The organism is Paraburkholderia jirisanensis, assembly GCF_054782355.1.
In genome coordinates, this window is the sequence record NZ_BAAGSQ010000012.1 from 147,863 (window position 1) to 163,214 (window position 15,352).

At 63.4% G+C, this 15,352-nt stretch carries 17 protein-coding genes and 1 tRNA gene; 9 read left to right on the top strand and 9 right to left on the bottom strand.

The window, feature by feature from the left end; all coding sequences use genetic code 11:
• Positions 1 to 17: 17 nt before the first annotated feature.
• On the bottom strand, positions 18 to 1,148 hold the full coding sequence (locus tag ACYVNQ_RS07365) for an enoyl-CoA hydratase/isomerase family protein (RefSeq protein WP_460901831.1): 1,131 nt from the start codon (positions 1,146 to 1,148) through the stop codon (positions 18 to 20).
• Positions 1,149 to 1,294: 146 nt separating this feature from the next.
• The gene (locus tag ACYVNQ_RS07370; RefSeq protein ID WP_460901832.1) at positions 1,295 to 2,014 is read right to left on the bottom strand and encodes a TetR/AcrR family transcriptional regulator; all 720 of its coding nucleotides are present in this window, start codon (positions 2,012 to 2,014) and stop codon (positions 1,295 to 1,297) included.
• 116 nt (positions 2,015 to 2,130) lie between these two features.
• Here ACYVNQ_RS07370 and ACYVNQ_RS07375 point away from each other — a divergent pair, with 116 nt between their 5' ends.
• Positions 2,131 to 3,099 carry an NAD-dependent epimerase/dehydratase family protein gene (locus ACYVNQ_RS07375; RefSeq protein ID WP_460901833.1) on the top strand — a complete coding sequence of 323 codons (969 nt, stop codon included), beginning with the start codon at positions 2,131 to 2,133 and terminating at the stop codon, positions 3,097 to 3,099.
• Positions 3,100 to 3,179: 80 nt separating this feature from the next.
• Here ACYVNQ_RS07375 and ACYVNQ_RS07380 read toward each other — a convergent pair whose 3' ends face one another.
• Complete coding sequence (locus ACYVNQ_RS07380; protein WP_460901834.1) at positions 3,180 to 3,467, bottom strand: DUF1488 family protein; 288 nt, start codon at positions 3,465 to 3,467, stop codon at positions 3,180 to 3,182.
• A gap of 137 nt (positions 3,468 to 3,604) precedes the next feature.
• Positions 3,605 to 3,880, bottom strand: a complete 276-nt coding sequence (locus ACYVNQ_RS07385) for a hypothetical protein (protein ID WP_460901835.1) — start codon at positions 3,878 to 3,880, stop codon at positions 3,605 to 3,607.
• A gap of 333 nt (positions 3,881 to 4,213) precedes the next feature.
• On the opposite strand from ACYVNQ_RS07385, the gene ACYVNQ_RS07390 reads away from it, so the two are divergent.
• Positions 4,214 to 4,411 carry a hypothetical protein gene (locus ACYVNQ_RS07390; protein WP_460901836.1) on the top strand — a complete coding sequence of 66 codons (198 nt, stop codon included), beginning with the start codon at positions 4,214 to 4,216 and terminating at the stop codon, positions 4,409 to 4,411.
• Between the two features lie 129 nt (positions 4,412 to 4,540).
• Positions 4,541 to 4,903, top strand: a complete 363-nt coding sequence (locus tag ACYVNQ_RS07395) for a hypothetical protein (RefSeq protein WP_460901837.1) — start codon at positions 4,541 to 4,543, stop codon at positions 4,901 to 4,903.
• Between the two features lie 57 nt (positions 4,904 to 4,960).
• Here the strand turns inward: ACYVNQ_RS07395 and ACYVNQ_RS07400 are convergent, their stop codons facing one another.
• Together ACYVNQ_RS07400 and ACYVNQ_RS07405 are read right to left on the bottom strand one after the other, a co-directional pair.
• Positions 4,961 to 5,293: a DMT family transporter gene (locus tag ACYVNQ_RS07400; RefSeq protein WP_460901991.1), complete on the bottom strand. Its 333-nt coding sequence runs from the start codon at positions 5,291 to 5,293 to the stop codon at positions 4,961 to 4,963.
• 10 nt (positions 5,294 to 5,303) lie between these two features.
• A complete protein-coding gene (locus tag ACYVNQ_RS07405; RefSeq protein ID WP_460901838.1) occupies positions 5,304 to 5,801 on the bottom strand; it encodes a heme-degrading domain-containing protein in 498 nt (165 codons plus the stop codon).
• A gap of 267 nt (positions 5,802 to 6,068) precedes the next feature.
• Between ACYVNQ_RS07405 and ACYVNQ_RS07410 the strand changes: the two genes are divergently transcribed.
• Positions 6,069 to 6,142, top strand: a tRNA-Met gene (locus tag ACYVNQ_RS07410).
• 535 nt (positions 6,143 to 6,677) lie between these two features.
• Here the strand turns inward: ACYVNQ_RS07410 and ACYVNQ_RS07415 are convergent.
• Complete coding sequence (locus ACYVNQ_RS07415) at positions 6,678 to 6,851, bottom strand: hypothetical protein (RefSeq protein WP_460901839.1); 174 nt, start codon at positions 6,849 to 6,851, stop codon at positions 6,678 to 6,680.
• Positions 6,852 to 7,068: 217 nt separating this feature from the next.
• Between ACYVNQ_RS07415 and ACYVNQ_RS07420 the strand changes: the two genes are divergently transcribed.
• From ACYVNQ_RS07420 to ACYVNQ_RS07435, 4 genes are all read left to right on the top strand, one after another.
• Positions 7,069 to 7,614, top strand: a complete 546-nt coding sequence (locus ACYVNQ_RS07420) for an NUDIX hydrolase (RefSeq protein ID WP_460901840.1) — start codon at positions 7,069 to 7,071, stop codon at positions 7,612 to 7,614.
• 12 nt (positions 7,615 to 7,626) lie between these two features.
• Positions 7,627 to 8,364, top strand: coding sequence for a leucyl/phenylalanyl-tRNA--protein transferase (gene aat / locus ACYVNQ_RS07425; RefSeq protein WP_460901841.1), 738 nt, complete (start codon positions 7,627 to 7,629; stop codon positions 8,362 to 8,364).
• A 177-nt stretch (positions 8,365 to 8,541) separates the two neighbouring features.
• Entirely contained in the window at positions 8,542 to 9,366 is an 825-nt protein-coding gene (locus ACYVNQ_RS07430) for an arginyltransferase (RefSeq protein WP_460901842.1), read from the top strand.
• Positions 9,367 to 9,575: 209 nt separating this feature from the next.
• On the top strand, positions 9,576 to 10,613 hold the full coding sequence (locus ACYVNQ_RS07435; RefSeq protein ID WP_460901843.1) for a quinone-dependent dihydroorotate dehydrogenase: 1,038 nt from the start codon (positions 9,576 to 9,578) through the stop codon (positions 10,611 to 10,613).
• 241 nt (positions 10,614 to 10,854) lie between these two features.
• Here ACYVNQ_RS07435 and ACYVNQ_RS07440 read toward each other — a convergent pair whose 3' ends face one another.
• Complete coding sequence (locus tag ACYVNQ_RS07440) at positions 10,855 to 11,853, bottom strand: Gfo/Idh/MocA family protein (protein ID WP_460901844.1); 999 nt, start codon at positions 11,851 to 11,853, stop codon at positions 10,855 to 10,857.
• A gap of 499 nt (positions 11,854 to 12,352) precedes the next feature.
• The gene (locus ACYVNQ_RS07445; protein ID WP_460901845.1) at positions 12,353 to 13,066 is read right to left on the bottom strand and encodes a FadR/GntR family transcriptional regulator; all 714 of its coding nucleotides are present in this window, start codon (positions 13,064 to 13,066) and stop codon (positions 12,353 to 12,355) included.
• A gap of 1,230 nt (positions 13,067 to 14,296) precedes the next feature.
• Here ACYVNQ_RS07445 and ACYVNQ_RS07450 point away from each other — a divergent pair.
• Entirely contained in the window at positions 14,297 to 15,031 is a 735-nt protein-coding gene (locus tag ACYVNQ_RS07450; protein WP_460901846.1) for a Crp/Fnr family transcriptional regulator, read from the top strand.
• The last annotated feature ends 321 nt before the right edge of the window (positions 15,032 to 15,352 follow it).

Here is a 15,352-nt window from a genome sequence, read left to right on the forward strand (position 1 = left end):
CTGAGGTCCCGCTGATTTCAGCCGCGCAGATCGGCAAGCGGATGCTCTGCGCCCTGCCACGGGCTATCGAACATCTGCGCGACGTAGTCAGCCGGCACGTCTTCGATCCGCGCGAAACGCCAATTCGGCCGGTTGTCCTTGTCGATGATGCGCGCACGCACGCCTTCCATCACGTCGCCGCGCGCAAATACCGAACGCGTCAGATCGAGATCGCGACGCAGACAGTCCGCCATCGATCCTTCCGCGCGCGTCACGACTTCGAGCGAAACCGCCATCGACAGCGGCGAGCGTTCGCGCATCACACCGCTCACCTGCTCGGCCCACTCGGCCGCCGCGCACTCGGGCTGCGCATCGAGCGACGCGGCAATCTGCGCGAGATCCGGCAGCGCGAAGTGCTGGTCGATCAGCGTGCGCGCATCGGCAAGCGGCGACGTGTCGGGTGTCGGCACGACCTTGTACGCGGCCGCTTCGCGCGCAACACAGCGCACCACCTCTGCGCTTTCGTTGAATGCTTCGCTCTTCAACCGGTCGACCAGGCCGGGCAGCGCACTGTCTTCGATAAATGCATCGGCGAGACCCGCATAGAGCGCGTCGGCGGCGCCGATCGCTTCGCCGGTCACCGCCAGATAACGGCCGAGCGCGCCAGGCGTGCGCGCGAGGAACCAGCTCACGCCGACGTCGGGAAACAGGCCGATGCGCGTTTCGGGCATCGCGAGGCGCGTCGACGATGTAACGACGCGCAGCCCGCCGGTGCGATGCGCTCCCTGCGAAATGCCCATCCCACCGCCCATCACGATGCCGTTCATCAGCGCGATGTACGGCTTCGGATAGGTGAAGATCGCATGATTCAGGCGGTATTCGTCGATGAAGAACGTATCGAGCGCTGGCTGATCGCCGCGCCGCTGCGCGTCGTACAGCAAACGCAGGTCGCCGCCCGCGCAAAACGCGCGCGCATGCACACTGCGCACCACGACAGCGAGCACCTCAGGATTGTCGCGCCAGCTTTCAAGCGCTGCGCGCATCGCGTTGACCATGCCGGTTGTCAATGCGTTGAGCGCTTTCGGGCGTTCGAGCTCGATAAAACCGATGCGGTTGGCGATATAGGTGACGACTTCTTCGCTGATGGCGGATGCTTCGGTGGTCGACATGGTGGATGGCGCAGAGAAAATAACGATCGCGGTTTTAACGGTAACACGCGCGAGCGATGGGTATTGTGACTGGGGGTTGTGGCGGTGGCGGCGTTCGTCGCGGTTGTTGCAAGCAACGCGCGAGGCTCCCGTATGCGCCCCGCCCGCTATGTGCGCGCCGGTTTGGTTTTCGCCGCGGCGGCCAGGCCTGTGCCTGATGACGCAGTCGCCGACGTGCCCATTCGCGCGCGCGGTTTTGCATTGTCGGCCGCCGCCGCATGAGCGCCGAACCACGCATCGAGCGCCGCATTCACCACAGCGTCGAGCGGCGCGCGCGGAAAGACCGGGCACGTAAGCCGCAATGCGACGATGCCATGCATCGTCGCCCACAGCGCTTCGGTACAGACGCTGCTGTCCGACGCGGCCGGCAAGCGGCCTTGCAGCTTCAGTTCGTCGAATGCGTCGGACACCAGCCTGAACGCCACATCGCCCGTATCCTCGCCGTCTTGTGCCGCGCTTTCGAACGCCGCACTGAGGTAGGTCGGATCTTCCATGAAGATCAGCCGGTAGGTTTCCGGATGTTCGACGCCGAATGCGACATACGCTCGCCACAGCGCCTTGAGTCGCTCGGCAGGATCGGTAAGCGACGCGTGCGGCATCAATGAAGCCAGCAACTGCGCATAGCCTTCGGTGCACAGCGCACGGGCGATCTCGTCGCGATTCTGAAAGTGCAGATAGAGCGTGGCCGGCGAATATTCGATCGCATCGGCGATCTTGCGCATCGACAGTGCGCCCAATCCTTCGCGCATCACGATGCGCCGCGACGCATCGAGGATGCGTTCGCGCAGCGCCTGCTTCTCACGACTTTTGCGTTCGGTGATTCCCATGGCGTTGCATTTTCAGGTTGACATATTGAAAAGTCAAATTAAACTGAACACTGTTTATTGAACAGTGTTCATCAAATTATGCACGTATTGTCGCGGGCATTTTCCAGGGAGCGTTCATGCAGGATTCAGGCATCGTAGGTCTATTCGGGGCAGCCGGCGCCGCGGGTCGAAGCATTGCGGCGGCATTGAGCGCGGCGGGCCAACGCTACCGCGCGATTGGCCGCGCGCGGCAACCACTCGAAGCCGCGTTCGGCAACGATCCCTACGCGCAGATCGTCACCTGGAATCCGGACGACCCGGCGTCGGTCGTCGCGGCCGCAGAGGGCTTGCAGAGCGCTGTCTATCTGGTCGGTGTTCCGTATAACCAGTTCGCGCTACATCCACCGCTGATGCGCAACACACTGGCCGGTCTCACTGCGGCAGGCGTCGAACGGCTGATCCTGATCGGCACCGTCTATCCGTACGGTCGCGCGCGCGGCAACCCGGTGACCGAAACGCATCCGCGCGAACCGCATACGTTCAAAGGCCGGATGCGACTCGAGCAGGAAAATCTGGTGCTCGATGCGCATGGGCGCAATGGCCTCGCCACGCTCGTGCTGCGCCTGCCCGACTTCTACGGCCCGGGCGTCGAGCGAAGCTTCCTGCACGGCGTGTTCGAGGGCGCGGCACGCGGCCGGCGTGCGCAGCTGCTCGGCCCGATCGATACGCCACACGAGTTCGTGTTCATGCCCGACGTCGGCCCGGTGGTCGCGGCACTCACACAGTCGGCGCAAGCCTACGGACGCGTGTTGCACCTGGCCGGCGCCGGCACCATCACGCAGCGCGACGTGGCGCTGCGCGCCTATGCGCTCGCCGGACACCAACCCAGATGGATCGTGGCGGGAAAAACGATGTTGCGCCTCGCCGGACTTTTCGATCCGGTGATGCGGGAACTGGTGGAGATGCACTATCTGTTGAGCGAGCCGCTGATGCTCGACGACTCCGCCTTGCAGGCGCTGATCGGCCCCGTGAACAAGACCGCGTACAACGAAGGCATCCGGCTCTCGCTGGACGCGGCACGAGCGCGCGCAGCAGCGCCGCGCTAACTGTGCCTGCGCGCCTGCCGGGCTCTCGCGCTCGCCGCAAATAACTCACAGCGAATCGCCCACGCCACCCTTCTGGATTTCTATGGGCCGACGACGTCGCCCGGCGGAAAATGGCCGCTCTTCAACAGCACGGGCGTGCCATTGCTGATCTGCAAATGTTCGCGCGCCACCGCTTCGATACGCGGCCGCCCTTTGTCGAATGCGCGCATCCAGCCGTCGAGGTCTTCGGACCGCGCGCCGAAATGATCTTCGAGCGCTTCGACAGAAATCGCGCAAGGCACGGGCTCGCCGTCGACCCATGCGCGAAACACGATAGTCAGGTTTGAATCGCGATACGCAGGCGCGTCCGCGAGGAAACGGATCTCCATGTTGACCTCACCAGAATGATCGTGCGAAACCGGCTGCGCCGCCAGCCGGCGCGGCAAATACAACGCGCTTATGGTACCCGTCTGCCCGACGCAGCGTCCAGATGCCGGAAGCGCCGCAACGCAGGGCGAACGTACGTTCACGAAGCCAGCAGTAAGCGATCGATGTAGGCACGCGCGGCCTGCTCGACGTGTTCGAGCGCCGCTTCTTCGGTGGCGAAGCGCTGTTCGCCGCCGAGCTCGAGCAGCGTTTCGATGCAGTGAGGATCGTCGGGGCCGCGCCGCGACAGGCTCACCGAGCCCACATAGATCGCACCGGCAGCGCCGGCCTGCTGTACTGCGTCGTGCGCCGCGATGAGCCGCGCGGCCGCACTGATGTAATAGCCGCGATACGGGCCGCTGACGCGTTCTGCCATGTTTTATGCCTCCCTGTGCTTGCACCACGCGCGGCGCGCGTCGGCAACGATCATATGTTTGGGAATCGCGCAGCGCCGGTTGTAGCGATGGACGGTGTGCGCCCAGATTCCGCTCGTATTCATCTAAGTCGCGCGGCGGCGCAAATAGTTCGACGCGAAGCCGGCGACGCTGCAGTGCGCAGCGCTACGCCGGCTTCGCACAGGACACGCGTCGCACTTATCGGCAGTGCCACGGTCCAACGCGCTGCCGGCCGCAGCCGTACGCGGCCACCTGTCCATCTAGATGCGCAACACAACCGTAAGGAACCGCGTGAGCGGGCCGCCAATCGCGATATGGGAAAATACTTTCTTCGAGACGCCGAAGTCGACGAACCCGACGCAGCCTGCGCGTGGTTCGCCTATGCAGGCGATCAGGGCATCGACGTGCCGAAAGCCATCAGCATCTGGGAAGACGCTGCCACGAAAGACGGCGCCGACAGCCGGCGGGTCGTCAGCGGCGCGGGCATCCGTATCGAGACTGGTCTGGCCTGACGCGCATCGGCGCGCTCGAAGCGTCGACGGCGCTGCAGCTGGCGAGGTGAGTTCAGGCAAGCCCGGACGATCGACGCAGCCCGCAGCCCCGTCAGCCACTTCCGGATCATTTCACACGAGGAACCACCCATGAAGCACCTCACGCGACGCTTGCGCCCGTCAGCATCGATTCGCGGCCATGCGGCAGCCCGCGCAGCCTTGTGGCCGTGCCTCGCGTTGCTGGCCGCGAGCCTCGGCGCGTGCGCGTCGTCCAACACCACATCGCTGATCAATCTGCCCAATGGCGAGACGGGTTTTGCGGTGAATTGCAGTGGCGCAGATGCAGGATCGAGCTGGGCCTCCTGCTATGTGCAGGCCGGCAAGGCCTGCGGACCGACCGGCTACGACATCGTCTCGAAGGACAACGACGAAGGCGGCACCGCCGGCGGCAGCGTCACGAACGTCGTATCGGCCAACGTGAAGAACCGCTCGATGATCATTCGTTGCAAATGAGCGCCGGCGCTGCGCCCGACGGACAGCGCCGCACACGCGGCACTTGAGCGCTGCTCGTCAGTGCGCCTGCATCTTTGAAAACAGATTGAGCACGGCAACGCCCGCGACGATCAGTCCGAGCCCGGCGAGCGCAGGCAGATCCGGCACCTGCCTGTACACAACGATCGCCATCAGCGTGATCAGCACGATGCCGACACCCGACCAGATCGCATAGACGATGCCGACCGGAATGCTGCGCAATGTCAGCGACAGCATGTAGAACGACAGGCCGTAACCGATCACGACCACGGTGGCGGGCAGCCAGCGCGAAAATCCGTCGGAGGCCCGCAGTGCCGACGTGGCGATCACTTCAGCGACGATAGCGATGCCCAGCAGCGCATAGGGAGGCAAGCGCATCGCGTCAGGCACTCGCGAGCGCGAGCTTGCTGTAGTCGTGGCCGAGCTGCGCGCATAGCGCTTCGACAACGAGCTCATGATCGGCGCGCTGCGGCAAGCCCGATACCGTGACGGAGCCCACCACGCCGACACCCGCCACGGTCAGCGGAAATGCGCCGCCGTGCGACGCATAGTCGGCGACGGCAAGCCCGTGCTTGTCGGCCAGCGTCGCGCCCGCCTGCTGCAGACCCAACCCGACCGCGTACGAGCTGCGCCGGAACTGTGCGACCACATTGCCTTTGCGTCGAGCCCAATCGACGTTGCTTGGCGTCGCGCCTTCGAGTGAACAGAAAAACAGCGGCTGCCCGAACGTACGCACGTCGACAACCAGCGCAAGCCCACGCGCCTTTGCGACTTCGCGCAGATACGCACCGAGTTGCCATGCACGATCGGCATCGAACTGTGCAAATACCAATGCTTTCTCTTGAGCAGCGACCGACTGCAGATCGTGAGCGATGTCCATATGCGATTGACTGGCGAAAGAAGATGGCGGCTGCATGCGGCGTCGCTGCACTGCGCGCGCTGCAGACAGAAGTAGGAATGTGCGATTCTAGCTCAGCCGTTCGCGATGTCCGCGCGACGCTGTAGCGACCCGTACGCACGCGATCTGCGTGTGCTGCGCATGTGACGCGTGTGTGCGAATTGCGATGCGTGATCGAACATGAGCACGCAACACAAGAAGAGTGTTGCACGAGACTCCTCTTTGCCCTATAATCTTTTCTTCGACGGACGCGGGGTGGAGCAGTCTGGCAGCTCGTCGGGCTCATAACCCGAAGGTCGTAGGTTCAAATCCTACCCCCGCAACCCAATTAGAGACACATTGCATCGGCTTCGTCGGGTCACATGTTCTCAGTGCATAGAAGGCTTGCCATACCGGCAGGCCTTTTTTGTTTCTGGCGGTTCATTTCGGCGGTTCATTCATGCAGCTTTGCCCTACCGCCGCCTGTTCGAGCGAGAGTCCTCTAGAACACCGAACAGTGCCGAGACACCCGCAACGCTCAATATTGCCCGGTTCGCCAGCAGCAATGCATTGAGCAGCTAGTCCGAGAATACTGAGAGCGCGAGGATACATAGCGGGAAGACGCTCATTCCGCTAGCGAGATCCGCTGCAGTGGCCCGACCAAAGAATGTGCGCCCGGCAGCGGGACGCATCGATCGCGCCCGCCTTCGCGAACGCCCCACTCGCATCGCACTCGCCGCCCGGACCATGCGTTGCTGCCTCACATGACGCGCGATCACCCACACAGCGGACATCACGAATGAACATTTGTCGATCCAGTTTCCGTCGATCCGTAGTCCAAATATATCCATAGAAATAACGCACTCAATCGCAGCCTTCTTAGGCCACGTGGAAGATCTTCAGAGAAGCTGCGGTTGCGCCCAGGATGGCTCCGATAGCATGCAAGTCGACCGACGGAATAATCCAGCCAAAGGCGATGCTCAAGGTCACCGCACCCGTGAGTGCAACGTCGGCGACCAGCTTGAGACGAGTAAAAATGTTTTCTTGACGCATGGCGTTCTCATCCAATTAATGGCTCACTCATTAAGGTAGCAATTCTAACTAATCTCGCACCACTCAACACGAAAAATCGCACCCGTTAGCCGATCGGCCAGGGCCAGCACACCCGATGCGTTGCATACCGGGGCATCGCCGGTCGGCAATGCCCGCTGCGCGTCGCGAAACGTGGCTGGATGATAAACTTCCGTCACCGATCCCCGTCCCCGTCTCCATGAAATTCTGTTCTGTCTGCGGCCATACGGTCAGCGTGAGCATTCCGCCCGGCGACAACCGCGAGCGCTTCGTTTGCGCGGCCTGCGGCACGGTGCATTATCAGAATCCGCGCAATGTGGTCGGCACGGTTCCGGTCTGGGACGACAAGGTGCTGTTGTGCCGTCGCGCGATCGAACCGCGCTACGGCTACTGGACCCTGCCGGCAGGCTTCATGGAAATGGGCGAAACCACCTCCGAGGCCGCCTCCCGGGAGACACTCGAGGAAGCCGGCGCGCGCGTCGAGGTGCAAAGCCTGTTCACGCTGCTGAACGTGCCGCACGTACACCAGGTACATCTGTTCTATCTGGCGCGGCTGCTCGATCTCGATATCGCGGCCGGCGAAGAGAGTCTCGAAGTGCAACTCTTCGAAGAACGCGATATCCCGTGGGACGAGATCGCGTTTCCAACAGTCGGCCAGACCTTGCGTTTTTTCTTTGCCGATCGCGCCTCGGGCACTTTCGGTCTGCATACCGGCGACATTTTCCGGTCGCTGCGCGACGGCTGAGCGCACGAGCGCATGGTTCCCTGGCTTAGCCCCGACGACCCGTTTCCGCCTGTCGAGCGTGCGCTCGGCGCGGCGAGCGGCGCACCCGGCCTGCTCGCCGCGAGCGCAGACCTGCTGCCGTCGCGCCTGATCGACGCTTATCGCCGCGGCATCTTCCCGTGGTATTCGGATGGCCAGCCGGTGCTGTGGTGGAGCCCGGACCCGCGCATGATCCTGCGCCCGCGCGAATTCAAGGTATCGCCGTCGCTGCGCAAGACCTTGAAGCGGGTGCTGCGCGACGATGCGTGGGAAGTGCGCGTCGATGCCGACTTCGCCGCGGTGATGCGCGCCTGCGCGCAGGCGCCGCGCCACGGCCAGCGCGGCACGTGGATCACCGCGGACGTCATCGAAGCCTATTCGTCGCTGCACCGGCGCGGCGATGCGCACAGCATCGAGACGTGGCACGCGGGGCGCCGTGTCGGCGGCCTGTATGGCGTATCGTTCGGCAAGATGTTTTTCGGCGAGTCGATGTTCGCAGAGGTGACCGATGCATCGAAGATCGCACTGGCCGCGCTCGTCGCACACTTGCAACGTCACGAAATAGAAATGATAGACTGCCAGCAGAATACGTCGCATCTGGCGTCGCTCGGCGGCCGCGAGATTGCGCGCAAGGCCTTCGTCGCGCATGTGCGCGCGTCGGTCGATGCGCCTGCACTACCCTGGCGCTTCGACAAGACCGTCCTGCTCGATCTGACCCGCGCCGCGGCGTGATGCACGATATCGCACGATTCGCATCATTCAGCACGAACCCGGAATGGCAATAGAGCGGTTTGCCTCGGCGCGCATCGGAGACAACCTCGACCCGAACCGCCTTCGCTGTGCGCGGCTGCATCGTCTGCTACTGCACCGGGTTTACCTGACATAGAAAACGCTTCGCGAGCTGCCAACGTGACTCATCCTAACGAGCTGCCGCTTTCACCGCTTTCCGCGCTGCAATTCTATGCAACCGCGCCTTACCCTTGCAGCTATCTGGAAGGGCGCATCGCACGCTCGCAAGTCGCCACACCGAGCCACCTGATCAACTCCGACGTTTATACCGATCTCGTCAAGGCGGGCTTCCGGCGCTCCGGCGTGTTCACGTACCGGCCATACTGCGACGGCTGCCGCGCCTGTATTCCGGTGCGCGTGCCGGTCGAACACTTCACGCCGAACCGTACCCAGCGGCGCATCGCAAAGCTGCATGGCGAACTCATTGCGAAAGTCGCACCGCTGCACTACGACGAAGAGCACTATGCGCTTTATATGCGCTACCAGTCGGCGCGCCACGCGGGCGGCGGGATGGATCGCGACAGCCGCGACCAGTACGAACAATTCCTGCTGCAAAGCCGGATCAACTCGCGCCTCGTCGAATTCCGCGAGCCGCCGGCGGACCCGGCCGCGAGCGGCGTCGGCGTGTTGCGCATGATCAGCATGATCGACATTCTCGGCGACGGGCTTTCGTCCGTTTACACGTTTTTCGATCCGGATCAGACCCGCAGCAGCTTCGGCACGTACAACATCCTGTGGCAGATCGAACAGGCGCGCAGCCTGCATCTGCCGTACGTGTATCTCGGCTACTGGATTCGCGAAAGTCCGAAGATGGCGTACAAGTCGAACTATCGTCCGCTCGAAGGCCTGATCGAAGGTGGCTGGAAGACGCTCGATCCGGACCAGCGGGTCGAATCGGGCGTCGATGCGGCGCCGCCGGGCAGGCGCGGTTCGATTTATCTGTAGCGCCGTATAGCGTGTGTGGGTCGGGCGCGCGCCCGCTGCCCACTCATTGCACACAGCACACATCGTGCTCATTGCGTACGGCGCTTCCCACAGGGACAAGCGCTGCACTCCCTACCGTACGGAAAAGCCGTACCGAACAGCCGCACCGAAAAACCGCGCCCTCAATACCGTAAAATAGCGGGTTGCCATTTTTCGTCACCCCCACCGCCGTGTTCAGTTCCCTCTACCCGCTCATACGCGCCCAACTCTTTCGCATGGATGCGGAAGACGCCCACCACCTGACGCTGCGTATGCTCGGCGCCGCCGGCCGTACCGGCATGGCGGGCGCGCTGGCCGCACGCGTGCCGGATGCGCCGCGCACCGTGATGGGCCTGACGTTTCGCAATCCGGTCGGCCTCGCGGCGGGGCTCGACAAGGACGGCGCCTGCATCGACGGGCTCGCCGCGCTCGGCTTCGGCTTCATCGAAGTCGGCACGGTCACGCCGCGCGCGCAGCCGGGCAATCCGCGGCCGCGCATGTTCCGCCTGCCGCAGGCGAACGCGCTGATCAACCGGATGGGCTTCAACAACGCCGGCGTCGACCAGTTCGTGAAGAACGTGCAGGCGGCGCGCTATCGCGGCGTGCTGGGCCTGAACATCGGCAAGAACGCCGATACGCCGATCGAGCGGGCCGCCGAAGACTACCTGTACTGTCTCGAACGGGTGTACCCGTTTGCCAGCTACGTGACGATCAACATCTCGTCGCCGAACACGAAGAATCTGCGCCAGCTGCAAGGCGCGGGCGAACTCGACGCATTGCTCGCGGCGCTGAAGGACAAGCAGCAGCGTCTGGCGGACCTGCACGGCAAGCTGGTGCCGCTCGCGCTGAAGATCGCACCCGATCTCGACGACGAGCAGGTCAAATCGATTGCCGGCACCCTGCTGCGGCACCAGATCGAAGGCGTGATCGCGACCAACACCACGTTGTCGCGCAGCGCGGTCACGGGGCTGCCGCATGCGGACGAAGCCGGCGGCCTGTCGGGCCAACCGGTATTCGATGCGTCGAACGGCGTGATCCGCAAACTGCGCGCCGAAGTGGGCGACGCCGTGCCGATCATCGGGGTGGGCGGGATTTTCTCGGGCGACGATGCCCGCGCGAAAATCGCAGCAGGCGCATCGCTCGTGCAGTTGTACACCGGCTTTATTTACCGCGGACCGGGGCTCGTTGCCGATTGTGCGCAGGCGCTCGGCAGGATGACTGCTGCGTGATGGAGACGCCGCACACGACGGCAGCGTGACGAATGGGTGACGACACCAGGCGCTTGGCGCCCGGCGTGTCGACGCCCGGCGTGTCGACGCCCGGTGTATCGACGCCCGGCGTAACGGTGCTCGCCGTCGCACTGGCAAGGCAAGCACTACCGATGCCCCGGTGACCACGCTTGCCCTGTTTCACGCGGCAAACCTCTCCATGCATGCCCAGGTCGCTGGCGCCGCCCCTCACACCACCCCGCTACTCCCCCGCGAACCTCACCCCCAGCGCCCGCCGCGCCGCATCGGCCATCGCGATCATCTGTCGCGACGTCGCATGCGGCATCACCGGACTTTCCAGCATGCCGTCTCGAATCAGCTCGCAGAAGTGCGCGGTTTCGTAGTTGAGGCCACCGCCTTCAAACGGCGCATCGAGCTCGACCACGCGCCCGCCGACATACCGGATCGTCGCGCGCACCGGGTTCCACCAGTTCTCGTGGATCGTGACGTTACCACCCGGTGCGGCGAGCAGCGCATCGCCCTTGCCATGCAGGTCCAGCCCGCAAAACAGCTGCGCGTAGCCGCGCTCTTGCTGGCAATGCAGGCTCGCGAAAATATCGACGCCGCTCGGCCCGAGCCGGCCGAAGGTCTGCACATCGAGCGGCGCCCCGAGCCAGTCGACCGCGAGAAACATCTCATAGACGCCGATATCGAGTAGCGCACCGCCCGCGTGCTCGAACGAGAAAGCCGGATGATCGGCCGGCGCATTGGCGATCGAGCAGCCTGCGCGCACCAGTCCGATCGCGCCGATCGGCTCGGCGGCAAGTTGCGCGCGCAACTGACGATATAGAGGATAAAACGGCGGCTTCATCGCTTCCATGAAGAGCCGCTGCGCACGCGCAGCCGCGTCGAGCACCTGTTCGAGCTGCGCCGCGTTGATCGTCGCGGGCTTTTCGCACAACACATGGTGGCCGGCGCGCAACGCCGCTTGCGCATAGTGCGCATGACTGTCCTGCAGCGTCGCGATATAGATTGCGTCGACTTCGCTGGCGAGCAACGCGTCGAAGCTCAGGCAGGCTGCGCAGTCAGCGCCGCCATACTCGCGCGCAAATGCCTGTGCCGCGTCCGCGCGCCGCGCCCATACCGCGCTCAGCTGCGCGCCCGGCACATGCGCGAGACCTTGCGCAAAGCGTCGCGCGATATTGCCCGCGCCGACGATACCCCAGCGGATTACCGTGTGTTGACTCATCGATCGTTGCATCCTGTCCGGTTCAAACAGCGCTATTGTCGCCCATGTCGGGCGAGCGTCTGTCATCTGTCACAACCGGAACAGCCTGCTACGCGTACGCGTCATGCAGAACCCAAGCCACACACCGCCAACGCGTTCGTGCCACGCCTGAACGCCGCGCGAAACCTTGCACGGCGCAGGCTCGCGCACTCACGCGCTCACGCGCTCACGCGCTCACGCGCTCACGCACTCACGCACTCACGCTCACGCATTCGCACGCTCACGCATTCGCACGCTCACGCATTCGCACGCTCACGCACTCGCACTCGCACGCTCACGCACTCACACGCTCACGCATTCGCACGCTCACGCATTCGCACGCTCACGCACTCGCACTCGCACTCGCACTCGCACTCGCACGCTCACGCACTCACACGCTCACGCTCACGCACTCACGCATACGCACGACGCACGGCGCGCAGCAGCAAAGCTGCCGCCACGCGTCCACACTCACCGCCGCCTGTTCGTGCCTTTAGGCATCCGCACCGCCAGGCAGCTTGTTGCCGATTTCGTCAGCCGCGAAATCGATCAGTTCGCGCGAAGCCGCTTCCGCTTCATCGGCATCGCGCCGTTCGATCGCATCGACGACGCGCGCATGCTTGCGCACCACCTCGTCCCAGCTCTGCCGGTTTTCGGTGACGATCGGATTGGACGCGGCAAGCGCGCCCCGCACGATCGCCGCCATCTGCTGGAAGAACTGATTGCCGCTCGCCGCGACGATGCGCGTGTGCAGCAGTTCGTCGGCGGCCTGAAATCCAGGCTCGCCAGGATTGGTTGTGCGGAAATTCTCGAAGGCCTCGCGAATCGCGGCGATATCGGCCGCGTTGCCGCGCCGTGCCGCCTGCGACGATGCACGCGGCTCGATCAGCATGCGAAACTCGATCACGTCGCGCAAAAACGCCGGATCGGGCTTCGCGCGAAAGCGCCAGTTCACGACATCCTCGTCGATCATGCGCCAGTCGCGCATCGGACGGATCCGCGTGCCGATCTTCGGACGCACGTCGAGCATGTGCCGCGCGAGCAGCATCGACAGCGCCTCGCGCATCACCGTGCGGCTCACGTCGAACTCTTTCGACAGCACATCCTGCGGCGGCAGCACAGCGCCGTATTTTTCTTCGACGATGCCGGTCACGAGGCCGTCCATCACCTTGCTCACCAACGATCGTTCTTTCGTACCTTGTTCCATGAGTCAATCTCCCCGATGCGGCGTTTTCTGCCTGTTGATCACGCGCCCGTCATGTGCCTTTGTTGTCGTACTTATCTCGACACGTTGCTTGCTTCAATACCCTCGCGCCAGTTAGGAAACGTCCTAACAGGGTTATCCCTCTTACTAATTGTTTCGTTCGTGCAACGCGCGATGAAGCGAAGCGCGCCGGGCACCGCAGCCACACACGCGAGACTGAAAAATTTGCATTCATTCGCGCGTCCCCAAATGTTATGAACCGTAGCACCCGCGATCGATTGGAACAGACGAATGACCGCATATTCTGTGCGTGGGAACACACTACCGACAGGGAACGGTCCTATAGCGCACACAGCGGGCTGTTCAAACGTCGCATTGCGCGCAAGCTGATGTACTAAAGAAGAAAGTCGTGGCGCGCCAACCCAACCGTCAATCCGCAAATTTCATATCATTCGCGATCCTGACGATCTGTTGTACGACAAAAGGCACGAAGAAGATGACCGTATCGTCCGATCAGAGCGCCACTATTGTTCTGTTTAAAGTTAGCGATACAAGCTTGGCAACATTGACATGCAAGCTGTCATTCGATGCGAGGAGTGAGCCGCCATACAACGAAAACCTCGCACGCAGCTAGCGGACTGCTCCACGACGCGCACTGCGCCTTGCGTTGCGTGAAATGGGTGTGTGCCGCCAACCAACAGACGGATTCCGTCCCACTGCGTCGCGCGCTCACCAGCGGGGTTTATGTACGCCAGCGCACGCAAGTGGCTGAACACAAGTGAATCATTTCTGGCACAAACCCGTCGCGAGCCCAAAGCCCTTTCAAGCGTCCTTCGGCGCCTGCCGCGGCCCCTCGTCCGGGCCTCCTTACAGCACGATAAATTCAATCATATCAATGACTTGCATCAGACAAAAAGCGGTCCAGGCAGGATTGCCGGCGGGCCGCCGGACTGTGCAGAATTGAAACAAAAAGGCACAACCCGGGCCAGCCGACACCCCGCGCCGCTTCGCTGCAACGCATCAGGGCTGGTTTTCGGGCTGCTTGGCACAGTCCTCGCTAAATGTGAGGCGCAGCACACAGCGCGGACGCAGACAGCCAGCCAGGCCGATACGTACGGGCGATACGGGGCCGATCACCGCCACCCTCAGCCGCTTGCAGCGGCGCAATACGAGGGACGCGAGGACCGGAATAGATACAGAGAAGCCGCAAGCGGCTTCACGCGAGGACCGATCATGCTCACCCTTCAATCTGACCTGCACGGCAACCACCTGCTCGGCGCACTTCCGTCGCATGAGTGGCAAGCGCTGGCACCGCATCTCGAACTGGTTCATCTGCGCGCCGAACAGTTGTTGTGCGATTCCGCGCAGCGTATTCATCATGTGTACTTCCCCACCACCGCGATCATCTCGATGCTGTCGACGATGGAAGACGGTGGCTCGGTCGAGATCGCCGCCGTGGGCCGCGAAGGGATGACCGGCGTGCCGATCCTCACCGGCGGCGAAACCATGCCGAGCCGCGTACAGGTGCAAACGGCCGGCTTCGCATACCGGATGTCCGCGCAAAGCCTCAAGCAGCACTTCGCGCGCTCCGACTTCCTGCGCCGTTTGATGCTGCTGTATATGCACGTACTGCTCACGCAAGTCGCGCAAACCGCTGCGTGCAACCGCCACCATTCGCTGAACCAGCAACTGTGCCGCTGGCTGCTGATCGAAGTGGACCGGATGGCGTCGGACGAGCTCACCGTCACGCAGCAGCTGATTGCGGACATGCTCGGCGTGCGCCGCGAAGGCATCACTGAAGCGGCCGGCAAACTGCACAACCAGGGCTTGATCCATCACAGCCGCGGCCATATCAAGGTGCTGGACCGCAAGGGCCTCGAAGCGCGTGCATGCGAATGCTACGGTCTCGTGAAGCGCGAGTTCGACCGCCTGCTGCCGCGTCTGCGCCAGGCTGAAGCAGTGAGCTGAATCACAAGAATAACGACAGTCCGGGCTTTCCTCGGCACGGCGCGACCTGGACACATCCGCAAGGGTGTGAGCGCACCGTCAGCCAGTGGGAACGGCCTCTCGCAGCAGTCGCAGAACGGGGATGGGAGCAGGCGGCAGCCGCATGCGGCTGCCGCCCTGCCCGCAAACAGAAACGCCAGCAATGCCACGCCTCGCCGCAGCGTTGGCGCGTTTGAAGCGCCGCGCGACAGAGGGCAACGCACCGGCCAGCGCGCGAGCACGCAAGCGCGCCCACCCACCGTCGTTTTCCCGACCGCCGAAGCATCGCACGTCGTCATGGCG

What these genes read in the sequence shown, in the direction of transcription:
- ACYVNQ_RS07420 (WP_460901840.1), top strand. Translation starts at nt 7,069, where the DNA reads ATGAAATTCTGTTCTGTCTGCGGCCATACGGTCAGCGTGAGCATTCCG.
- ACYVNQ_RS07365 (WP_460901831.1), bottom strand. Translation starts at nt 1,148, where the DNA reads ATGTCGACCACCGAAGCATCCGCCATCAGCGAAGAAGTCGTCACCTAT.
- aat (WP_460901841.1), top strand. Translation starts at nt 7,627, where the DNA reads ATGGTTCCCTGGCTTAGCCCCGACGACCCGTTTCCGCCTGTCGAGCGT.
- ACYVNQ_RS07390 (WP_460901836.1), top strand. Translation starts at nt 4,214, where the DNA reads ATGGGAAAATACTTTCTTCGAGACGCCGAAGTCGACGAACCCGACGCA.
- ACYVNQ_RS07405 (WP_460901838.1), bottom strand. Translation starts at nt 5,801, where the DNA reads ATGGACATCGCTCACGATCTGCAGTCGGTCGCTGCTCAAGAGAAAGCA.
- ACYVNQ_RS07395 (WP_460901837.1), top strand. Translation starts at nt 4,541, where the DNA reads ATGAAGCACCTCACGCGACGCTTGCGCCCGTCAGCATCGATTCGCGGC.
- ACYVNQ_RS07370 (WP_460901832.1), bottom strand. Translation starts at nt 2,014, where the DNA reads ATGGGAATCACCGAACGCAAAAGTCGTGAGAAGCAGGCGCTGCGCGAA.
- ACYVNQ_RS07440 (WP_460901844.1), bottom strand. Translation starts at nt 11,853, where the DNA reads ATGCAACGATCGATGAGTCAACACACGGTAATCCGCTGGGGTATCGTC.
- ACYVNQ_RS07445 (WP_460901845.1), bottom strand. Translation starts at nt 13,066, where the DNA reads ATGGAACAAGGTACGAAAGAACGATCGTTGGTGAGCAAGGTGATGGAC.
- ACYVNQ_RS07380 (WP_460901834.1), bottom strand. Translation starts at nt 3,467, where the DNA reads ATGGAGATCCGTTTCCTCGCGGACGCGCCTGCGTATCGCGATTCAAAC.
- ACYVNQ_RS07415 (WP_460901839.1), bottom strand. Translation starts at nt 6,851, where the DNA reads ATGCGTCAAGAAAACATTTTTACTCGTCTCAAGCTGGTCGCCGACGTT.
- ACYVNQ_RS07385 (WP_460901835.1), bottom strand. Translation starts at nt 3,880, where the DNA reads ATGGCAGAACGCGTCAGCGGCCCGTATCGCGGCTATTACATCAGTGCG.
- ACYVNQ_RS07450 (WP_460901846.1), top strand. Translation starts at nt 14,297, where the DNA reads ATGCTCACCCTTCAATCTGACCTGCACGGCAACCACCTGCTCGGCGCA.
- ACYVNQ_RS07375 (WP_460901833.1), top strand. Translation starts at nt 2,131, where the DNA reads ATGCAGGATTCAGGCATCGTAGGTCTATTCGGGGCAGCCGGCGCCGCG.